A 19,183-nucleotide genomic window follows, 5' to 3' on the forward strand; every position below is an offset into this window, starting at 1 on the left:
AGACTAAAGAGGCTAGACATAGTGGCATTGACGATCCTTGGCCTGTCCGGCGCCCTTAGCCATGATCCTTCCGCAGCGCTTTACATCGACGGCAAGCTGATAGCAGCGGCCGAAGAAGAGCGCTTCGTTCGTGACAAGCACGCAAAGAACCGCATGCCCTACGAGTCGGCGAAGTTCTGTCTGGAACAGGCAGGCATCAAGCCTTCGGACGTCGACGTGGTCGCGATTCCGTTCGCCCCGATCAGCCTGTTCGGCAAGGCCCGCTGGCATTACGCCAAGCGTTACTGGTACGCACCGGATCGCGCCCTCGATGCGCTGCTGATGGGCAATCGCCGTTACAAGCGCTACCGCAACAAGATTGTCTGGTGCCTCGAGCAACTGGGCTTCGATCCGAAAAAGATCAAGATCGAGCCGGTCGAGCATCACCTGGCCCACGCTTCCAGCGCCTACCACTGCTCCGGTTTCACCGAAAAAACCGCGATCATGGGCATCGACGGCAAGGGTGAGTACGCCACGACCTTCTTCGGCTATGGCGAGAACGGCAAGATCCACAAGATCAAGGAATTCTTCGATCCGGACTCGCTGGGCGGCCTGTACGGCGCGATCACCGAGTTCCTCGGTTTCGAGATGCTCGACGGCGAATTCAAGGTCATGGGCATGGCGCCGTATGGAGATGCCAGCAAGTATGACTTTTCGCGTCTGGCGACCTTCGAGAAGGGCGAGCTGGTCATCAATACCGAGCTGGCCAACGTTATTGGTCTGCGTCGCTACAAAGAGAACGGCAAGGGCTTCTATTTCTCGCCGAAGCTGATCGAGTGGCTCGGCCCGAAACGCGTTGGCGACGTGGCCGACGAACCCTACATTCACTACGCCGCGAGCATGCAGGCGCTGTTCGAAAAGCTCGCGCTGCAGATGATGGATCACTACCTGGGTGACATCCTCAAGGAAACCGGCAAGATCGCTTTCGCCGGTGGCTGTGCGCTGAACGTCAAACTCAACCAGCGCATCATCGCCCGTCCTGAAGTCAAGGAGCTGTTCGTGCAGCCTGCGTCCGGCGATGCCGGTACGGCGGTGGGCGCTGCGGCTTATGTCTCGCACGCCCGCGGTGTGCCGGTCGAGAAGATGGAACACGTCTACCTCGGCCCTGCGTACAGCAACGAAGATGTGATTGCGGCCTGTGCCCGTCATCCGAGCAAGCCGGTCTGGCGCCAGATCGACAACACGCCGGAGCGGATTGCCGAAATCATGGTCAAGGGCAACCCGGTTGCCTGGTTCCAGGGGCGTATGGAGTTCGGTCCGCGCGCGCTGGGCGGTCGCTCCATCATCGGTTGCCCGAGCGTGACCGGCGTGGCCGACCGCATCAACCATCAGATCAAGTTCCGCGAGCGCTGGAGGCCTTTCTGCCCGTCGATGCTCGACACCGTCGCCCCGCAGATGATCAAGATCGATCACCCGGCGCCGTTCATGACCTTCACCTTCGAAGTGGCCGAGGAGTGGAAAACCCGCGTTCCGGAAGTCGTCCATGAAGACGGCACCTCCCGTGCCCAGGTGCTCAAGCGCGAATACAACCCGCGCTATTACGACATGATGAAAGCGCTGGAAAACCTGACCGGCAATGGCGTGTCCCTGAACACCTCGCTGAACCGCCGTGGTGAGCCGATGATCTGCTCGCCGACCGATGCGCTGAACATGTTCTTCGGCTCGGACCTCGAGTACCTGATCATGGAAGACATCCTGGTGGTAAAAGAGGGCGTCGAGGCTTATGACACGCTCGGTTGAACGACACGTACTGCAGTTCTGTCACGGTTATGACGGGCCGTTTCTGGACTGCGCGCGGCAATACGCCAGCCTGTTCGCCGGCAAGGGCTATCGGGTCACGACGGTGTTTCTGACCGGTGCCGCCGATCCGGATGTCGTCGCTGACTGCGGTTCGGACGAAGTGCTGTTCATGGAGTACAGCTCCAGTGCCATTCGTGGCCTGAAGCTGGGCGCCATTCGGGATCTGCGCAAAATTGCTGCCACGCGCAGCTTCAGCTTCTGCATCGCGCACCGCTTCAAGCCGGTGTACATAGCCCTGCTGGCGACGAAGCTGCCGGTGATCGGTGTGCATCATGCGTTCGGCGATTACCACCGGCGCAGTCGCAAGCTGTTCGCCAACCTGTTTCGCAAGCGCCTGAGCCTGCTTGGTGTTTCCGACGCGGTTCGCGACGACATGCGCGGCAGCCTGCCCAAGTGGTCGGCCGAGCGCATTCAGACCCTGTACAACCGGATCGATGTCGAGCAACTGCAGGGCAGTCAGTTTTCCGCTGAAGATGCCCGCGCAGAGCTGGGCCTGTCGGCGTCGGCCTGGATCGTCGCCAATGTCGGTCGTCTGCATCCCGACAAGGATCAGGCCACGCTGTTGCGCGGTTTTGCCGAAGCGCTGCCCGATCTTCCCGAGAACAGCCAACTGGTGATTCTCGGCAAGGGGCGTCTGGAAGAAGATCTCAAGGCGCTGGCGCTGGAACTGGGCATCGGTCCGCAGGTGCTGTTCCTTGGGCAAGTGCCTGACGCGCGCCGCTACTTCAAGGCCTTCGACGTGTTCGCCTTGAGCTCGGACCACGAACCGTTCGGCATGGTCCTGCTGGAGGCGATGGTCGCCGGTGTGCCGCTGGTTGCAACCTCATGCGGCGGCGCCAAGGAAGTGGTTGAAGACGTTGGCCTGTTGTTCCCGCTGGGTGACGTGCATAGCCTGGCACACGGCCTGGTGCACATGGCCGGTCTCGATGCCGAACAACGTCAGGACTGTGCCGAGCGCATGCTGCTGCGCTTGCGCGAACGTTTTTCCGATCACGCTGTGCGTAATGTCTTCTGGCGTCTGCCACAAGTCTCCAGCCTGACAGCGGGGGCCTGATGCTCAATCGATTCAAGGGCTGGCGCGAGCGGGGCTGGGTGCAGATCGATGCGGCTGCCTACGAGCAAGCCTGGCAGCGGTTTGGCGGCAGCGTCGCCACTCATCCGCTGGTGGTCGCGCGCCTGTCGGCCTTTTCCGGCATCGCTGTGCGTTATCTGGCCTGGGAGCAGGGCGGTGAAGTGAAGGCCGCGATTGCCACCTGGGGCCGCTCGCTGGCGCTGTCCAAGGACGAACTCAAACGCCACGGCAAGAAAGGGCTGTTCGATCTGGGGAATGCCGAGCTGATTCTGCCGGTGGCCGATGATATCGAGGTGCCGGTCCGGCATCGGGCCCGCTATGTGTCTGCGCTCAACGAAGGCCGCATCAGTGACTTCAAGCCACAGGCCGAATCCCTGGCGATGGCGCGTACGCCTGAAGAACTGTCCAAGAAATTTCGTTACAACCAGCGTCGTGAGCTTCGCTTGCTGGAAGAGGCCGGCGGGACGGTAAGGCCTGTCAGCGAGTTCAGCAGCGCCGAACTGGCGAGCATGTACTGCGACCTGTTTCAGCGGCGCTGGGGCTTCGAAGCAACCGGCGCCCGGCACAAAGCCGAGGTCATCGAACTGTTGCGCGAGCTGCTGATCGGTTCGGTGGTGTTTCTCAACGATGCGCCGATTGCCATTCAACTGGTGTATCGCGTCGAAGCGCCGCAGTGGGTCAGCATCGAGTACGTCAACGGCGGTGTCGATCCCCAAACCCGTGATTTCAGTCCGGGCAGCGTGCTCAGCTTCGTCAATACCCAGTCCGCCTGGGAGAACGCCCGCGCACTGGGCAAATCGCTGCGTTTTTCCTTCGGTCGTGCCGACCGCGAGTACAAGGACCGATGGTGCAACCCCGTTCCGGTGTTCCAGATTTGAGTCGCAAGCAGCAGTTGCTCAAGCGCCATCGCCGTAACAAGCGACTGGCGTTGCTGGGTGGACTGCTCCTGCTGATCGCTGTGGGCGTGCTGGTGGCCTGGTGGCTGGCGCCGGTGCTGGCCGTGTGTGCCTGGGTCGCCCATGAGGCCTGGTTCGCCGATCATCTGTTCTATTCGCCGTCTGACGATTATCAGTACACCTTTGCTGCCGACAGCGAAGTGCCGGGCGTGCGCCTCGACGGCGGCACGTTGCTGATCGACCCCGCAGTACAGCTGAACGGCGACGAAACGCTGATACTGGCACTGACGGTCAAAAGCACCTGGCTCGGGCGCTTTCTCGATCCGGTGGTCGAGCTGCAAGGTCAGGGCCTCAACGACCAGCAGGCATTCGAACGCGGGGTCAGCGGCGTGCGCTATCTGAACCTGACCGGGCTGGGCGAGCCGTTGGCCGCAGGTGTGCTGAAACTGCGCGGGCGTTGCTGCCGCCTTGCCGGCACACCGCGTCTCTGGCTGTTTCGCCAACCGGATGCGCGAAAACAGCGTGTCATGGTCATCGCACCGCACGCCGATGATGCCGAGCTGGCCGCCTTCGGACTGTACAGCCAGGCCGAGGAGGCGTGGATCATCACGCTGACCGCCGGTGAGATCGAGGCCGAGCATTATCGGCAGATGGGCATGGAGCGTGCCGAAGCTGCGCGTATGAAGGGCCGCTTGCGGGCCTGGGACAGTATCGCCGTGGCGCGCTGGGGCGGGGTGCCCGAGTCGCAGTGTGTGCAATTGGGCTATTTCTGCCTGCAACTGCCCGCCATGCAGGCTGCGCCGGATACGCCTGTTGGTTCGCGGGAAGCCGATCTGACCGATACCCGCCTGTTTCGTCAGTTCAATACCCTGCCATTGCCCGGCGACAACGGCCAGCCGACCTGGAATAACCTGCTCGCCGACCTGCGCGCGCTGATTCTCAAGGCCCGGCCGCAGGTTGTGGTGATGCCGCATCCTGCCATCGACCCTCATCCCGATCACATCTGCGCCCAGGCTGCGGTGCGTGAAGCGCTGCTCGGGCTCGAATGGCAGCCGGAGGTGGTGCTCGGTTATGCCAATCACCTGCACGACAACGACCGCTGGCCGATGGGCGATGCCTACAGCGGCATCAGCCTGCCGCCGGTTTTCGATGCCGCGCTGCCGCTGGTGCCGTACAGCCTTCAATTGTCGGTCGCCGCGCAACGCGACAAGGCCATGGCACTGGGCATGATGCATGACCTGCTGCCACGCATGCCGTTCAAGCGTCGTGTGCGCCGTGCGCTGCAGCGCGTTCTGGCCGGTCGTCACTGGCCAGCCGAGGGCGAAAACGAATTCTTCCGCAAGGCGGTGCGACGACACGAGTTGTTCTGGTGCAGCCGTGATCTCTGATTCAGCAGGCGCAGTACTGCAAGGAAAACCATGAAAGTTCTACTGCTGGTCCAGAAAGAGCAGCGTGCGATTCTGGACCGTCTCTATGACGGCATCGCCGCACATTGTGAATGCGAAGTGCGCTGGCTGAGCTCTGCGGAGCAACGCAACCTGCGTGGTTATTTCCGCCGCGAGGTGGACGTCAGCCGCTATGACCGGATCGTGTTTTTCCTGCGTTTCAAGCAGGAAGTGCGTCAGGTCGGGTTTATCCGCACGATTCCCAATCTGGTCATCCTCGAACACGATGCCTACCAGAACTACATTCCGTGCAAATACACCGGCAAGTTCAGCGCGCACTACCGCAAGCTGCCCTGGGCGCGGGTGATCTGTTCAGGGTTCATGGTCAGCGAGCGCCTGCGCCAGGAAGGCTTCGACGCGGTGTTCGTGCCCAAGGGCTATGACCAGAGCCTGCTGCAGTTGCAGGCACGCGAGCGTGACATCGAACTGGCCTTTGTGGGCAGCACCAACAGCGTCGCCTACAGCGGTCGCAAGGCGTTGCTGGACGAGTTGGGCCAGGTCGAGAACCTGCTCGTCACACGGACCAAGTCCGGCGAAGAGTATTGCGACACCCTGAACCGCATCCGTTTTTTCGTCAGTGCCGACGTGGGCATGGGCGAATACATGATCAAGAATTTCGAGGCCATGGCATGCGGCTGCGTGCTGCTTGCCTTCGATCAGGGCGCTGAAGAAAACCGCGCGCTGGGCTTTGTCGACATGCACAACATCGTGCTCTATCGCGACATTCCCGAGCTTCGCGAAAAGCTGGCGAAATTGCGCGATAACGTCACACTGGCCAGTGAAATATCCTGTAATGGGCAGACTTTGGTCGAGGAACGCTTTACATTCCATGCCCTTGGAAAAGCCATCGTGGACGCCATGCATGCGCCACTGCGCAGCATGCCGGCGGCGAGCTGGATCGATCGCCTGCGGTCACGATTGGGATGGTAGGGAATTATGAATATTCAATGATTGGGAACGAATGATGGTATTCAGCGAAAACAGCGACATTACGCTGGTCGTCACCAGTTGTGGTCGATTCGACCTGTTGAAGCGCACCCTGGAAACGTTCGACCATTTCAACACTGCGCCCATACGCCATGTGCTGATTACCGAAGACTCCGGCGATGACCGGGTTCAGGCATGCATTCCCGAACACTGGCACCCGCATACGCGATTCATCATCAACAACCCCAAGCTGGGGCAGATGCGCTCTGTCGACGCGGCCTATTCGCTGATCGAAACGTCCTGGGTGTTCCATTGCGAAGATGACTGGGATTTCTACCGTCCGCACTTCATCGAAGAGTCGATGACGCTGCTGGAAAACGACCCTCAGGCCTTGCAGGTCTGGTTGCGCAGCTACAATCATGATCTGCGTATCCACAGCCCTTACGTTTACCTGAACGAGCGTGAAGTGGTCGAGGGTATCGCGTTTTACAAGTTGGGCTCGCACAAGCCGGAATGGCAGGGGTTTTCCTTCAATCCTGGGCTGCGCCGCCTGGCTGATTACCAGCAGCATGCGCCTTATGCCGAACACGGTGGCGAGAAGAAACTTTCACAATTATTCGCTGCACAAAACCGTTACGCTTTGATTCTGGAAAATGATGCCGTGTTGCACACCGGGTTTGGTGAGCACGTGGAGGTGCCGCAGGAGCGGCTTGACAAACAGCGTCGCAAACGTCGGGATCGCATCAAGCTGATCGTCGCTGTGCTCGCTGGCCTAGTAGCAGGTTGGTTGCTTAATAATGTCAGTTGACCCGATAAGAGTACCCGGCAGCAAAGTACAGCAGTACTTCACCGCTGCCATCGTCATCTTCCTGCTGAGTTTCATCCTCAACCCATCAGCCAAGATCACCAACAATCTGTTTTATGCATTCACGGCGCTGCCGGGCTTGTTCTTTCTGATCAAGTACCGAGCCGCTGGCGTGTTTGCCAAGCCACTGGGCATTGCCTGGGCGGTGTTCATGGCCTGCTTTCTGGTCCCCGCGCTGCAGGCGCAGGAGTTCCAGTATTACAAGCACATCATCTACGTCAGCCTGTTTGTCTTTGTCGTGGCCGGGATTACCGACAACGGCTTCTTCAGGCGCGGGGTCTTCGTGCGCAGCATGTTCTGGGCCATATGCCTGTACATCCTGCTCAGCAGCATTCACAGCTGGGTGACCGGGCAGTTCGAATTCGGCCAGCGTGTGGCGATTCTGCCGGGGCGAATGGAGAACGTGATCTACGCCAGTGCCTGGCTGGTCTGCAGCCTTGCGTTGGCCATGCCGCTGTGGGCAAGAGAGCGTCGCTGGGTCGAGGCTGTCTGCGCCGTTCTTGTCACCCTGGTGATATGTGCCTTCGTAGTGCAGACGCGTACTGCACTGGTGGGTTGCGCCGTTCTGTTTGCCGTCTGCACCGCCTATTCGCTGTACCGTTTCCCTCTGCGTACGATAGTGGCTTTGTTGGCGCTTGGCGTTGTGGCGGCAGCAGCCTTCTGGTTCGTCAAGGACGAACAGTGGGTCGCGCTGCTGACGGCCAGGGGTGATTCCTACCGCATCGAGCTGTTTGAAATCATGACCGGTGAATGGCGTCGCTGTGGCTGGATGCTCGGCTGCGGTGTCGATTTCTATACGACCCAGACCCTGACGGGCGGCATACCGATCCAGCACCCGCACAATATTTTCGTGTCGCTGGGGCTGTACACCGGCGCGGCTTCGCTGGTGATGTTTCTGGTCGTGATGGCGATGACGCTGTGGGACGCCTTGCGCAACGGCGATGCCTGGGGTCTTTACCTGGTATGCGCGCTGGTCATGCTTAACTTCGACGGTGGCCAGCTGGTCGGTAATCCCGACGAGCTCTGGGTGCTGGTGCTGTTACCGGCGACCATGGTGCTCGGGCGAGTGGTGCAGACGCATCGGCTCAGGCAGCAGCAATAGCATCAAAAAAATGGCCGCTTCGACAGCGGCCATTTTTCATGGGGCAGGTTATTGAACAGCCTGGGCCAGTTCAGAGGTGTCGCAGAGGGTCTGAGCGCTCATGTAGCCATCGAGGAAGGCCGGGTTGCCGTTGTCCAGCAGCCATTGACGGTCTTCCTGATAGCGCAGCATGTGCTTGAAGTTGCGCAGGCGAAGGCTTTTGCGCAAGGCGCGGCGGTAGGTTTTCATGTCGGCGATGTCAATCAGGCCGAGGTTGCCTTCCGGCGTGAGGATCACGTTGCCAAGATGGGCCGAGCGAAAGTAGATGCCCTTTTCGTGCAACCCGGCAATGAAGCTTCCCAGTTGCCTGCGCAGCTTGTCGTCGGCAACCGCACTGCCCAGCAGCTGGCGCAGGGTGAAGCCTGCCAGCGGATCATAATGCACGGCATCGCGCTCGATCTCGGCGATGCGGCTGACCGAGCGTATGCGCGGGCAGGGAATACCGCGCCTGGTCAGCGTTTCACAGTTGTCTGCGAAGCGCTGCGCGTAGGGGTACCAGGCTGCGGAGCTGACAAGGCGTTTGCGCCGAAACAATTTCAGCATGGAGCCGTCACGCAGACGGAGTACCTTGTCGCCCGTGCCGTCGGCTTCAAGTACTTCGGCACCTTGAACCCGTTCAAGGTAATGGGCGTGGTCAAGCGCTTGCATCGATACTCCGGTTTTTACGCCCCAGGGAATGGACGAGCCGCCTATGTTACCGCAGCAGGCAGCCGCGAAAACCGCTGTGATACAATTCGGCCTCTTTTTAACACGACGGATTCTCATGACAACCTCCGAATCGTCCGCAACCTCCAGCGTGAAAATCTATTTCCGCCTGTTGTCTTATGTGCGTCCGTATGTGGGCATTTTCCTGCTCAGCATCATTGGTTTCGTGATCTTCGCCTCGACCCAGCCGATGCTCGCCGGCATCCTGAAATATTTCGTCGACGGCCTGACCAATCCCGAAGCGGTGCTGTTTCCCAATGTCCCTTATCTGCGCGAGTTGCAGCTATTGCAGGCCGTGCCGCTGCTGATCGTGCTGATTGCCGCATGGCAGGGGCTGGGCTCCTTTCTGGGCAACTATTTCCTGGCCAAGGTTTCCCTGGGGCTGGTGCATGACCTGCGGGTAGAGCTGTTCAACAAGCTGCTGGTGTTGCCCAATCGCTACTTCGATACAACCAATTCCGGTCATCTGATCTCGCGCATCACCTTCAACGTCACGATGGTGACCGGCGCTGCCACCGATGCTATCAAGGTGGTGATTCGCGAAGGCCTGACCGTGGTGTTCCTGTTCATCTATCTGCTGATGATGAACTGGAAGCTGACACTGGTCATGCTCGCGATCCTGCCGTTGATTGCCGTGATGGTCGGCACCGCGAGCAAGAAATTCCGCAAGCAGAGCAAGAAGATCCAGGTGGCGATGGGCGATGTCACGCATGTTGCCTCGGAAACCATTCAGGGCTATCGCGTAGTCCGCAGCTTCGGTGGCGAGGCCTACGAGCAGGCGCGCTTTGCCCAGGCCAGCAACAGCAACACCCAAAAGCAGCTGCGCATGACCAAGACCGGCGCCATCTATACGCCGATGCTGCAACTGGTGATCTACAGCGCCATGGCGGTGCTGATGTTCCTGGTGCTGTTCCTGCGTGGCGAGGCAACAGCGGGTGATCTGGTTGCCTATATCACCGCTGCGGGCCTGCTGCCCAAGCCGATTCGGCAGCTGTCGGAAGTCAGTTCGACGATCCAGAAAGGCGTCGCCGGTGCCGAGAGCATCTTCGAACAGCTGGATGTGGAAGAGGAAGTCGACACCGGCACCATCGAGCGTGAGCGCGTGACCGGCCACCTCGAGGTGAAGAACCTCAGCTTCTTCTACCCGCAGACTGCGCGTCAGGTGTTGAACGACATCAGTTTCTCCGCCGCGCCGGGGCAGATGATTGCCCTGGTAGGACGCTCCGGCAGCGGCAAGTCGACCCTGGCCAACCTGATCCCGCGTTTCTACGGGCACGACATCGGCAACATCCTGCTCGATGGCGTCGAGATCAACGATTATCGCTTGCGTAACCTGCGCAGGCACATCGCTCAGGTCAATCAGAACGTCACGCTGTTCAATGACACGATTGCCAACAACATTGCCTACGGCGATCTGGCCGGTGCGCCGCGTGCCGACATCGAAGCGGCTGCCGCTGATGCGTACGCCAAGGAATTCATCGACCAGTTGCCGCAGGGTTTCGATACCCAGGTGGGCGAAAACGGTGTGCTGCTGTCCGGCGGTCAACGCCAGCGTCTGGCCATTGCCCGCGCGCTGCTCAAGAACGCCCCGTTGCTGATTCTCGACGAAGCCACCTCGGCGCTGGACACCGAGTCCGAGCGGCACATTCAGGCGGCGCTGGATCACGTCATGAAGGGCCGTACCACGCTGGTCATCGCCCACCGCCTTTCGACCATCGAAAAGGCTGACCTGATTCTGGTCATGGATGCCGGGCAGATCGTCGAACGCGGTACGCACACCGAGCTGCTGGCGCAGAACGGCTATTACGCCCGCCTGCATGCCATGGGGCTGGACGAGCCAGCGCCTGCCGGCGCGGTTTGACCTCATTATCAGGCGGGCTGACACAGCCCGCCTGCCTTTCAGCGGTGTGATTCAACAGCCTGTCGGTTGCAAACCCCTGTGCTAAGATTCCGCCCCTGTCCATTTTTCAAGTACGGGTTGTTCCATGAAGCTATCCATGCCGCGCTTTGATCAGGCCCCTGTCCTGGTGGTGGGCGATGTCATGCTCGACAGATACTGGCATGGTGGTACCTCGCGTATTTCCCCTGAAGCGCCAGTGCCTGTGGTCAAGGTCGATCAGATCGAGGACCGTCCGGGTGGCGCTGCCAACGTGGCCTTGAACATCGCTGCGCTGGGCGCACCGGCTTCGCTGGTCGGTGTGACGGGGGATGACGAAGCTGCCGAGAGTCTGACCAACAGCCTCAAGGCTGCTGGCGTGCTGGCGCGCTTTCAGCGCATCGCCGATCAGCCGACCATCGTCAAACTGCGTGTCATGAGTCGCCACCAGCAGCTGTTGCGCATCGATTTCGAAGAACCGTTCAGGACCGACCCGCTGGCCCTGAGCGCAGAGGTCTATAGCTTGCTGGATGGCATCAAGGTGCTGGTCCTGTCGGATTACGGCAAGGGCGCACTGAAAAACCATCAGGCGCTGATCCAGGCCGCCCGCAAGCGCGGCATTCCGGTGCTGGCCGACCCCAAGGGCAAGGATTTCGCGATCTATCGCGGTGCCAGCCTGATCACACCGAACCTCAGCGAATTCGAAGCCATCGTCGGCCATTGTGTCGATGAGGCACAACTGGTCACCAAGGGGGCGCAGTTGATGCAGGAGCTCGATCTCGGCGCGCTGCTGGTGACCCGTGGCGAACATGGCATGACCTTGCTGCGTCCTGATCAGCAGGCGCTGCACCTGCCGGCCCGTGCCCGCGAAGTGTTCGATGTGACCGGTGCTGGCGATACAGTGATTTCTACCCTGGCTGCGGCGATCGCTGCCGGTGAGGAACTGCCGCATGCGGTAGCGCTGGCCAATCTGGCCGCGGGCATCGTGGTCGGCAAGCTGGGCACCGCGGCCATCAGCGCCCCCGAGCTGCGCCGTGCCATTCAGCGCGAAGAGGGCTCCGAACGCGGCGTGCTGGGGCTGGAGCAACTGCTGCTGGCGGTCGACGATGCGCGCGCGCACAAGGAAAGGATCGTTTTCACCAACGGCTGTTTCGACATTCTCCACGCCGGTCATGTGACCTATCTGGAGCAGGCGCGCGCCTTGGGCGATCGCCTGATCGTTGCCGTCAACGACGATGCGTCCGTCAGCCGCCTGAAAGGGCCGGGCCGACCGATCAACAGCGTCGAGCGGCGCATGGCGGTGCTGGCAGGTCTGGGAGCCGTGGACTGGGTCATCAGCTTCCCGGAAGGAACCCCGGAAAACCTGCTGACTCACGTCAAGCCCGACGTGCTGGTCAAGGGCGGTGATTACGGTGTCGATCAGGTGGTCGGTGCCGATATCGTTCAGGCGTACGGCGGCGAAGTGCGTGTGCTGGGGCTGGTGGAAAACAGCTCTACCACCGCGATCGTCGAAAAGATTCGAGGGCAGGGGTAGGGGTAGGGGTTAGCTGCAAGCTGCAAGCTACAAGCTGCAAGCTGCAAGCTGCAAGCTGCAAGCCAAAGCAGATCAAATCAAAAGGCTTGAGGCTTGAGGCTTGAGGCTTGAGGCTTGAGGCTTGAGGCTTGAGGCTTACAGCTTGCCACTAATGGAGTGCAACAGCTCCCGGGCCTTGCCGGTCAGGCGTTTGAGCCCTGACTTCTTCGCCGGTGGGGCCATGCCCTGCTGACGCAGCCAGTCCTTCCAGCGAATCCGCTCTTCACGCACCACCCAGCCATCCTGCGCGGCGAAACTCTCGGCCAGGTACAGCCCTCTCGTGCCGGCCGGGATCAGCTTGTCGCGCTTGAGCGTGTACAGCTCAGGCAGGGGCGCGCCATTCTCCAGCGGCATCAGATACAGGTCAGGTTTGCTGCGGTTGAGGCGGGCGACCAGTTGATCGTTTTCCAGGGCTTCGTCGACATGGAAAAGGCTGACCGGTCGCGCTTCCTTGGGGATTTCCAGGCGCATGTCGTAAATCAGCTGCAACGACGCCGTGGGCAAATGCACATAGGCCCGTGGGCGTTCCAGCAGGTTCAGGCTGCCGGTTCGCACCGGTCTCGCGGCGCCGGAGAGGGGGCTGAGACGAAACGGCATAGCCTCGCGATAATGCAGCGCGGCAGCATAGGGCGCAGGCAGCCAGGTCTCCTTGAACAGCCCGCTCAGCCAGCCCTGCGGTGTTTCGATCAGGCACTCTTCGGCCACTTCCTGAATCGCGGTGTGCAGCGGCAGTGTCAGCTCATGGGCCGGGACATAACCCGAGATCAGCTTGAGTACGACGTCGCCGCGGTCCTGACGACGCTGGCGGACCAGCACCCAGTAATCGCGATTCTGCCAACTGACGGTCAGGCGAACGGACACCCCCAGATTGGCCAGCTCGGTGGCGAAACGTTCGGTGTCCGGCACGTCGATCTTGCGCCGCCGCTGCAAGGTCTGCGCGAAGTTCATCGGCATGCCGACGCTCTGGTAGCTCAGGCTTTCCGGAGTGGCCTCGACAAACAGCGGCAGGGTCTTGAAGTTGCTGGGATTCTTCCGGATCAGTGTTCGCGGCATAACGGCTCCTTCTTGCGTTGGGGTCGGCCGCCTTAATCAGGCTTGACGGCAAATCACGGCTGCGGCAGTTGCAACGTTGTGTGCCAGGTGCAACGGGTTGATGGTGCCGACAATAGCACTGGCAACCGCCGGATGTTCAAACAGTAGCTGGAAACTGGCGTGGACCGGGTCCGTGCCGGCTGTCAGGCAGACATGACCACTGGCCAGCGCTTTCTTCACCAGAATGCCCTTGCCATGAGCCTGCGCGTAATCCAGTACCGGCTTTTCGTCCTGCTCGTTGAGGTTGTAGGTGACCATTGCGCAGTCACCCTCACGCAGCGCCAGCAGGCCGCCTTCGACGGTCTTGCCGGAAAAGCCGAAGCCACGAATCTTGCCTTCGCGCTTGAGGTCGGCGAGCGTCTGGTATACCTCGGCGTCGTTGAGGATCGCCAGGTCGTTGCCGTCCGAATGCACCAGAACCAGATCGAGAAAGTCAGTTTCAAGACGTTTCAGGCTGCGCTCGACCGATGTGCGTGTATGGGTGGCGCTGAAGTCATGGCTCGACTGGCCGTTGACGAATTCCTCGCCAACCTTGCTGACGATCACCCAGTTCTGGCGCTGACCGCGCAGCAGCGGCCCCAGGCGCTCTTCGCTGGTGCCGTAGGCGGGCGCCGTGTCGATCAGGTTGATGCCCATGTCGCGGGCCATGCGCAGCAGCATCTGCGCCTGCTGGTCATCGGGAATCTTGAAGCCGCTGGGGTATTTGACGCCCTGGTCGCGCCCCAGTTTGACGGTGCCCAGCCCCAGCGGTGATACGTTCAGGCCGGTACTGCCCAGCGGGCGATGCAGATCGTGCAGGGTTTTCAGGCTCATGGCAGCAGTTCATCCCAGACAGGTATGGCCATCGGCGGCCGTGGCACATCGCTCAGCGCAGCTTGCGGGGTCGGGTGGATGCCGTCTCTGGACAGCTGCGACAGGACCCGGTCGGCGAAGTCCGGTGCCAGCGCCAGCTTGGTCGGCCAGCCGATCATCAGGCGTTGCTGGCTGTCGAGGAAGGCGTTGTCCGGGCGCACCAGTCCTGATTGAGCCGGCTCGGCACGATCAACACGCAGGGTCGCCCACTGCGCCTGACTCAGGTCGACCCAAGGCAGCAGCGCTTCAAGCTCTTTGCGGGCGACGGCGATCTGCGCGTCGGGTTGGCGCGCCACGCCATCGGCTTCGGCCAGATCGCCACCCAGATACCACACCCACTGGCCATCCGCGGCCGGGTGCGTGGTCACGGTGATGCGTGGCTTGGGCCCGCCACCCAGGCAATGAGCGTACAGCGGCTTCAAGGTCGGCCCCTTGACCAGCACCATGTGCAACGGGCGGCGTTGCATCTGCGGTTGCGACACGCCCAGTGCGTTCAGCAGGTCAGCATTGCCGCCGCCGGCACTGAGCACGATGCGCTGCGCATGGATATCGCGGCCATCGACGCGCAGACCGATCAGTTCATCGCCCTCGAAGAGCGGCTCGATGTGCTGACCGGCCAGCAGGCTGTCACCGGCCAGCTCGGCAAGCCGCCCGATCAGGCTGGGGACATCGACCACCAGCTCGGCAAGCCGATAGACCTTGCCTTTGAATTTGGGGTTTTGCAGGGCCGGCGGCAGTTGCTCGCCCTTGACCTGATCCACACGACCGCGCACGGCCTTGCTGGCGAAAAAACTGGTGAGGTTGCCGGCGATGGTTCCTGGTGACCACAGATAATGGGCCTCGGACAGCAGACGTACACCGGACAGGTCTAGCTCGCCCTTGCCATCGAGGGCTTCACGCCAGCGGCGCGGCATGTCGGCAATGGCTTCGGAGGCACCGGACAGCGCGCCGTGCAGCGCGTACTTGGCGCCGCCGTGGATGATCCCCTGAGACTTGAGGCTTTGCCCGCCACCCAGGCTGGCGCTTTCTACCAGCACTGTCGAGAACCCTTGACGACGCAACCGGGCATTGAGCCAGAGACCGGCGACGCCAGCCCCGACAATCAGCACGTCAGTGGAAATAACCGATGGCATGAGCACCTCAGTGAGCGAAAAGTACCAGCATTATAAAGGATCGGGTTTTCAATGCCCGGCGGTTTTCGAGAACAGCTGAATGACCGCCACGCCCGCCACGATCATGCCCATGCCCAACAACGCGGGCAGGTCGAGTTTCTGGCCGTAGATGAAGAACGCCGCGATGCTGACCATGACAATGCCCATGCCCGACCAGATGGCGTAAGTGATGCCGACCGGGATCGTGCGCATCACCAGAATCAGCATCCAGAACGCGATCGCATAGCCGGTAATCAACAGCACCAGGGGCAGCGGGGTGCTGAACCCCTTCACGGCTTTCATGGACGTGGTGGCGATGACTTCCGCGCAAACGGCGATAGCCAACAGGTAATAAGCGTTCATGGTGCATTCCTTTTCGTCAGGCTGCGCATTCTAGCGACTTGTGATGGCGGGCTGATAAACTCCGCGCCCATGAATAGAACTCTTTATACCGTACTGTTTCATCTCGGCCTGCCACTGGTTGCCCTGCGCCTTTGGTTGCGTGCGCGCAAGGCCCCTGCGTATCGCCAGCGCATTGGCGAGCGCTTTGCCCGCGGCTTGCCGGTCATGCAGCGGGGCGGTATCTGGGTGCATGCGGTGTCGGTGGGTGAAAGCATCGCCGCCGCGCCGATGATTCGCTCGCTGCTGGTGCAATATCCGCAGTTGCCGATCACTGTGACTTGCATGACGCCCACAGGTTCGGAGCGAATCAAGGCGCTGTTCGCCAGCGAGCCGCGGATTCAGCATTGCTACCTGCCCTACGACCTGCCGTGGGCGGCCGCTCGCTTTCTCGATCAGGTGCAGCCACGGCTGGGCATCATCATGGAAACCGAACTGTGGCCCAACCACATCCATCAGTGTTTCCTGCGCGGGATTCCCGTGGTGCTCGCCAATGCCCGGCTGTCGGAGCGTTCGGCGCGGGGTTACGCGCGTTTTGCCGGGCTGACGCGACCGATGCTCGCGGAAATGGCCTGGTTCGCAGTGCAGACTGAGGCTGAGGCGCAGCGCTTTCGTGATCTGGGCGCACGTCCCGAGTGCGTGGCGGTGACCGGCTCGATCAAGTTCGACCTGAGTATCGACCCGCAACTTCTGCAGCGTGCCGCCCAGCAGCGTGAACAATGGCAGACCACGCAGCGGCCGGTCTGGATCGCGGCCAGCACGCATGCGGGCGAGGATGAAAGCGTGCTGGCGGCTCATCGCACGTTACTGACCAGTCACCCCGATGCGCTGCTGATTCTGGTGCCGCGTCATCCCGAGCGTTTCGACAGCGTGCATACGTTGTGTCAGCAGCAGGGTTTTGCGACGGTAAGACGCTCAACCGCGCAGGCTGTCACAGCGGATGTTTCGGTGCTGGTGGGCGATACCATGGGGGAATTGCTGTTTCTCTATGCGCTGGCTGACATCGCTTTCGTTGGCGGCAGCCTGGTGCCCAACGGCGGGCACAACCTGCTGGAGCCTGCGGCGCTGGCCATGCCGGTGCTCAGCGGCCCGCACCTGTTCAACTTCCTCGAGATCGCCGCCCTGCTGCGCAAGGCCGGTGCGTTGCAAGAGGTCAATGATGCAGCAGCGCTGGCCACCGCCGTGCAGGGCCTTTTCGACCAGCCGCAGCAGGCGCGCAACATGGCTGATGCCGGGCTTGCGGTGATGAAGGCCAATCAGGGCGCGCTGCAACGCCTGCTCGACGGGATCGGGCGGTTGATGGGCAGGCGCTGAATCGGGAGGACGCAGAGCGTCCGGAACGGCATACCCACGCGGAGCATGGGCACGATAGTGTTCTTCCAGACACCTTGCTTTTTTCACGCTCTTCACGCTCGCCCAGACGCCTATCGTTCCTCACGCTCCAGCGTGGGAATGCCTTGGGTGACGCTCCGCGTCACAAATCTGCGTCGCGCTGCATGACTTGAAGTCGGGCGCAGAGCATCCGGGGCGGCCAGCCATCTCAGCGCTTTGCAGGTCGCTCGAAGTTCTTCTGCGCAGCAGTCGCCAGGTCCGGCGGCAGGAAGTCCTTGTCCGGGTTGTAGTCGGCCTTCAGGTAGCGCGACAGGTCCTGCAGGTCGCCCGGGTTCAGAGTGCCTGCTGCCTGCTTGAGGCGCAGGTTGTCGAGGATGTAGTCGTAACGCGTGTTGTTGTAGTCACGCACCGAGGCATACAGCTGGCGTTGCGCATCCAGCACGTCGACGATGTTGCGGGTGCCGACCTGATAACCGATTTCTGTGGCTTCCAGCGCGCTCTGGTTGGAAATGATCGACTGCTTGCGGGCCTGGACCTGCTCCACGTCGGTATTCACCGCGCGATGCAGGTTGCGGGTGTTTTCCACCACCTGACGACGCAGGCTTTCACGCCGCTGCTCGCTCTGGCTCAGGCGCGCATAGGCTTCGCGTACCTGCGAGCTGGTCAGGCCGCCGCTGTAGATCGGGATGTTCAACTGCACGCCAATGCTGCGCTGCTCGACGTCGCCGCCGTAATTGCGACCGGTGTAGTTGGGGTTGCTGAAACCCAGTGCATCGTTATCGCCACGCTGATAGGTCGCCACAGCATCGAGCGTCGGCGCGTGTCCGGCCTTGCGCTGGCGCAGGGTTTCTTCGGCGGCATTGACCGCGTAGTTGCTGGCCAGCAGGTTGAGGTTCTGCTGCGCGGCAGTATCGACCCAGGCCTTGGCATCGTTGGGCGTCGGCGCCAGCACCGGCAGGGTATGCACGATGCCTTCGATCGAGTTGTATTCGCGGTTGGTCAGCGTCACCAGCGCCTGAAAGGCATCCTCGACCTGACGTTGGGCAATGAGTCGGCTGGCGCGTGACGTGTCATAGCTGGCCTGCGCCTGCAGCACATCGGTCTTGTCCGACAGGCCGACATCGAAGCGCTCGTTGGCCTGATCCAGCTGGCGCTTGAAGGCCGCTTCCTCGGCCTTGGTCGAAGCCAGGTTGTCCTGTGCACGCAGTATGCTGAAATAGCTCTGTGCCGATTGCAGGATCAGATTCTGCTCGGTAGCCGACAGCTCCAGTGCCGCCTGTTCGTTGCTCGCTTCGGCAGCCTGCAACTGGAACCAGCGGTCGGCGCGGAAGATCGGCTGGCTCAGCGTGGCCTGGTAGAGGTTGCCGCTGCGGCTGGCCACGGCTCTGGGCTGATCGATGCTGGTGCGGGTGCTGCTGTTCTGGGCGCTGCCGGAAATGTTCGGCAGCAAACCGGCGCGGGCCTGCGGCACGGCTTCCTTGCGCGCATCGTAATCGGCGCGCGAGGCCGCGAGGTCGGCGTTGTTGTCCACGGCCTGCTGATAAACGCTCAACAGCCCTGTCTGCGTTGGCATCGGCAATTCGGCTGCCCAGGTCAACCCGCTGGACGCAAACGAAACAGCCACGACCAACGAAAGTTTGCGCAACATGAGGCATTCCCTGTTCATGAAGAAAATAATTACAGTTCGGGTTGAAGAGAAACCGGGCTAGGGAGTGTAGAGCCAGACGCTTTTGGCAACAATCGTCGATTTACGCCATTTATCGAGGTCTGTGCAAATAGGCTGGCATTGCGACCGCACCCCGTCATAGACTGACCGCGTTCTTGTCGGGGTGCCTTGCTATGAGGCTGAGATCGGTTAAACCGGATCCCGTTGAACCTGATCAGGTTAGCGCCTGCGTAGGGAACAAGATTTCTCGTCTCCCGGCGAGTCCTCTTGAGTGCCGTCCGGGGTCGATTGTTCAAATAATGAACAGTTTCGCCTCCTTTCGCTACTCAGCACCAGCACTGGTGCACCCGTC

16 protein-coding genes and 1 riboswitch are annotated in these 19,183 nt (G+C 61.2%); of the genes, 10 read left to right on the forward strand and 6 right to left on the reverse strand.

The window, feature by feature from the left end; genetic code table 11:
* The first annotated feature begins 21 nt into the window (after positions 1-21).
* From QRN50_RS18130 to QRN50_RS18160, 7 genes are read left to right on the forward strand one after another with little or no spacing between them, the layout of a single operon-like run.
* Positions 22-1,779 (forward strand): carbamoyltransferase family protein, encoded by a 1,758-nt coding sequence (locus QRN50_RS18130; protein WP_024651307.1) that lies wholly within the window; start codon positions 22-24, stop codon positions 1,777-1,779.
* Entirely contained in the window at positions 1,763-2,893 is a 1,131-nt protein-coding gene (locus tag QRN50_RS18135) for a glycosyltransferase (RefSeq protein ID WP_054091676.1), read from the forward strand. The genes QRN50_RS18130 and QRN50_RS18135 overlap by 17 nt, the downstream gene beginning before the upstream one ends.
* Positions 2,893-3,789, forward strand: a complete 897-nt coding sequence (locus tag QRN50_RS18140) for an antimicrobial resistance protein Mig-14 (RefSeq protein WP_024643002.1) — start codon at positions 2,893-2,895, stop codon at positions 3,787-3,789. Before QRN50_RS18135 ends, QRN50_RS18140 begins: the two co-directional genes overlap by 1 nt.
* Positions 3,786-5,195 (forward strand): PIG-L family deacetylase, encoded by a 1,410-nt coding sequence (locus QRN50_RS18145; RefSeq protein WP_060405950.1) that lies wholly within the window; start codon positions 3,786-3,788, stop codon positions 5,193-5,195. The genes QRN50_RS18140 and QRN50_RS18145 overlap by 4 nt, the downstream gene beginning before the upstream one ends.
* A gap of 30 nt (positions 5,196-5,225) precedes the next feature.
* Complete coding sequence (locus tag QRN50_RS18150; protein ID WP_024643004.1) at positions 5,226-6,182, forward strand: glycosyltransferase family protein; 957 nt, start codon at positions 5,226-5,228, stop codon at positions 6,180-6,182.
* A gap of 31 nt (positions 6,183-6,213) precedes the next feature.
* Positions 6,214-6,987 carry a glycosyltransferase family 2 protein gene (locus QRN50_RS18155; RefSeq protein ID WP_003404680.1) on the forward strand — a complete coding sequence of 258 codons (774 nt, stop codon included), beginning with the start codon at positions 6,214-6,216 and terminating at the stop codon, positions 6,985-6,987.
* Positions 6,977-8,146 carry an O-antigen ligase family protein gene (locus QRN50_RS18160; RefSeq protein WP_024643005.1) on the forward strand — a complete coding sequence of 390 codons (1,170 nt, stop codon included), beginning with the start codon at positions 6,977-6,979 and terminating at the stop codon, positions 8,144-8,146. The genes QRN50_RS18155 and QRN50_RS18160 overlap by 11 nt, the downstream gene beginning before the upstream one ends.
* Before the next feature lie 48 nt (positions 8,147-8,194).
* Here QRN50_RS18160 and QRN50_RS18165 read toward each other — a convergent pair whose 3' ends face one another.
* Positions 8,195-8,833 (reverse strand): BUD32 family EKC/KEOPS complex subunit, encoded by a 639-nt coding sequence (locus QRN50_RS18165; protein WP_162496814.1) that lies wholly within the window; start codon positions 8,831-8,833, stop codon positions 8,195-8,197.
* Between the two features lie 115 nt (positions 8,834-8,948).
* On the opposite strand from QRN50_RS18165, the gene msbA reads away from it, so the two are divergent.
* Together msbA and hldE are read left to right on the forward strand one after the other, a co-directional pair.
* Positions 8,949-10,751: a lipid A export permease/ATP-binding protein MsbA gene (msbA, locus tag QRN50_RS18170; RefSeq protein ID WP_058822310.1), complete on the forward strand. Its 1,803-nt coding sequence runs from the start codon at positions 8,949-8,951 to the stop codon at positions 10,749-10,751.
* 124 nt (positions 10,752-10,875) lie between these two features.
* Positions 10,876-12,300 carry a bifunctional D-glycero-beta-D-manno-heptose-7-phosphate kinase/D-glycero-beta-D-manno-heptose 1-phosphate adenylyltransferase HldE gene (hldE, locus tag QRN50_RS18175; RefSeq protein ID WP_003404685.1) on the forward strand — a complete coding sequence of 475 codons (1,425 nt, stop codon included), beginning with the start codon at positions 10,876-10,878 and terminating at the stop codon, positions 12,298-12,300.
* A 135-nt stretch (positions 12,301-12,435) separates the two neighbouring features.
* Here the strand turns inward: hldE and QRN50_RS18180 are convergent, their stop codons facing one another.
* The 4 genes from QRN50_RS18180 to QRN50_RS18195 are packed head-to-tail and all read right to left on the reverse strand — an operon-like array spanning position 12,436 to position 15,797.
* Positions 12,436-13,392 carry a hypothetical protein gene (locus QRN50_RS18180; protein WP_058822309.1) on the reverse strand — a complete coding sequence of 319 codons (957 nt, stop codon included), beginning with the start codon at positions 13,390-13,392 and terminating at the stop codon, positions 12,436-12,438.
* A gap of 36 nt (positions 13,393-13,428) precedes the next feature.
* Positions 13,429-14,244, reverse strand: coding sequence for an aldo/keto reductase (locus QRN50_RS18185; RefSeq protein WP_096126605.1), 816 nt, complete (start codon positions 14,242-14,244; stop codon positions 13,429-13,431).
* Positions 14,241-15,416, reverse strand: coding sequence for an NAD(P)/FAD-dependent oxidoreductase (locus tag QRN50_RS18190; protein WP_003414437.1), 1,176 nt, complete (start codon positions 15,414-15,416; stop codon positions 14,241-14,243). Before QRN50_RS18190 ends, QRN50_RS18185 begins: the two co-directional genes overlap by 4 nt.
* Positions 15,417-15,464: 48 nt before the next feature.
* The gene (locus tag QRN50_RS18195) at positions 15,465-15,797 is read right to left on the reverse strand and encodes an SMR family transporter (RefSeq protein ID WP_003346798.1); all 333 of its coding nucleotides are present in this window, start codon (positions 15,795-15,797) and stop codon (positions 15,465-15,467) included.
* A gap of 69 nt (positions 15,798-15,866) precedes the next feature.
* Here QRN50_RS18195 and waaA point away from each other — a divergent pair, with 69 nt between their 5' ends.
* Positions 15,867-17,147, forward strand: a complete 1,281-nt coding sequence (waaA, locus tag QRN50_RS18200; RefSeq protein ID WP_024660275.1) for a lipid IV(A) 3-deoxy-D-manno-octulosonic acid transferase — start codon at positions 15,867-15,869, stop codon at positions 17,145-17,147.
* Positions 17,148-17,373: 226 nt separating this feature from the next.
* Here the strand turns inward: waaA and QRN50_RS18205 are convergent, their stop codons facing one another.
* Positions 17,374-18,813: a TolC family outer membrane protein gene (locus tag QRN50_RS18205; protein WP_096126606.1), complete on the reverse strand. Its 1,440-nt coding sequence runs from the start codon at positions 18,811-18,813 to the stop codon at positions 17,374-17,376.
* 167 nt (positions 18,814-18,980) lie between these two features.
* Positions 18,981-19,085, forward strand: a riboswitch (TPP riboswitch).
* Positions 19,086-19,183: the final 98 nt, after the last annotated feature.

Origin of the sequence: Pseudomonas sp. MEJ108, assembly GCF_030208985.1 — a bacterium.
Classification (GTDB): Bacteria; Pseudomonadota; Gammaproteobacteria; order Pseudomonadales; family Pseudomonadaceae; genus Aquipseudomonas; species Aquipseudomonas fragariae.

What these genes read in the sequence shown, in the direction of transcription:
- QRN50_RS18180 (WP_058822309.1), bottom strand. Translation starts at nt 13,392, where the DNA reads ATGCCGCGAACACTGATCCGGAAGAATCCCAGCAACTTCAAGACCCTG.
- QRN50_RS18140 (WP_024643002.1), top strand. Translation starts at nt 2,893, where the DNA reads ATGCTCAATCGATTCAAGGGCTGGCGCGAGCGGGGCTGGGTGCAGATC.
- QRN50_RS18155 (WP_003404680.1), top strand. Translation starts at nt 6,214, where the DNA reads ATGATGGTATTCAGCGAAAACAGCGACATTACGCTGGTCGTCACCAGT.
- QRN50_RS18185 (WP_096126605.1), bottom strand. Translation starts at nt 14,244, where the DNA reads ATGAGCCTGAAAACCCTGCACGATCTGCATCGCCCGCTGGGCAGTACC.
- QRN50_RS18190 (WP_003414437.1), bottom strand. Translation starts at nt 15,416, where the DNA reads ATGCCATCGGTTATTTCCACTGACGTGCTGATTGTCGGGGCTGGCGTC.
- QRN50_RS18135 (WP_054091676.1), top strand. Translation starts at nt 1,763, where the DNA reads ATGACACGCTCGGTTGAACGACACGTACTGCAGTTCTGTCACGGTTAT.
- msbA (WP_058822310.1), top strand. Translation starts at nt 8,949, where the DNA reads ATGACAACCTCCGAATCGTCCGCAACCTCCAGCGTGAAAATCTATTTC.
- QRN50_RS18205 (WP_096126606.1), bottom strand. Translation starts at nt 18,813, where the DNA reads ATGTTGCGCAAACTTTCGTTGGTCGTGGCTGTTTCGTTTGCGTCCAGC.
- QRN50_RS18150 (WP_024643004.1), top strand. Translation starts at nt 5,226, where the DNA reads ATGAAAGTTCTACTGCTGGTCCAGAAAGAGCAGCGTGCGATTCTGGAC.
- hldE (WP_003404685.1), top strand. Translation starts at nt 10,876, where the DNA reads ATGAAGCTATCCATGCCGCGCTTTGATCAGGCCCCTGTCCTGGTGGTG.
- waaA (WP_024660275.1), top strand. Translation starts at nt 15,867, where the DNA reads ATGAATAGAACTCTTTATACCGTACTGTTTCATCTCGGCCTGCCACTG.
- QRN50_RS18195 (WP_003346798.1), bottom strand. Translation starts at nt 15,797, where the DNA reads ATGAACGCTTATTACCTGTTGGCTATCGCCGTTTGCGCGGAAGTCATC.
- QRN50_RS18165 (WP_162496814.1), bottom strand. Translation starts at nt 8,833, where the DNA reads ATGCAAGCGCTTGACCACGCCCATTACCTTGAACGGGTTCAAGGTGCC.
- QRN50_RS18160 (WP_024643005.1), top strand. Translation starts at nt 6,977, where the DNA reads ATGTCAGTTGACCCGATAAGAGTACCCGGCAGCAAAGTACAGCAGTAC.